A 438-nucleotide genomic window follows, 5' to 3' on the forward strand; every position below is an offset into this window, starting at 1 on the left:
CAACTATTACTGACTTTAAGTTATTGGCGTGAGTATCGAACCCTCTTTCATACGGCAACGGGTTTCGGTATTCATGAATCGAGTGCCTGTCGCATTATTCAAAAAATAGAAAATATACTCATAACATCTGATTTATTTCATCTGCCTAAGAAATTACCACGTGGGACAGGTACAGACTGGGAGGTGGTTGTGGTTGATGCCACTGAAATGACCATTGAACGGCCAAAAAAAACAAAAGAGATTTTATAGTGGCAAAAAGAAACGCCACACCATAAAAGCGCAACTTATCATTCACTACGCTAGCTCACAAATACTGTCTACCGCCTTTTGTCAGGGCAAGGTACATGATTTTCAGTTATTTAAAAAGTATAGAAACAAGCTAAAGCAACAGGTTTTTTTATTGACTGATAAAGGTTATCAAGGTTTAAAGCGACTAAA

The 438-nt window shown here is 37.7% G+C and carries 2 protein-coding genes; both read left to right on the forward strand.

The window, feature by feature from the left end; translation table 11 throughout:
* Nucleotides 1–249, forward strand: a 249-nt coding sequence (locus BKE30_RS15400) for a helix-turn-helix domain-containing protein (protein WP_143253816.1), incomplete at its 5' end; no start/stop codon positions are given.
* The coding region (locus BKE30_RS16615; RefSeq protein ID WP_143253817.1) for a transposase at nt 215–438 on the forward strand (224 nt) is incomplete at its 3' end. The genes BKE30_RS15400 and BKE30_RS16615, both read left to right, overlap by 35 nt.

The organism is Alkanindiges hydrocarboniclasticus, assembly GCF_001982605.1.
GTDB lineage: Bacteria > Pseudomonadota > Gammaproteobacteria > Pseudomonadales > Moraxellaceae > Alkanindiges > Alkanindiges hydrocarboniclasticus.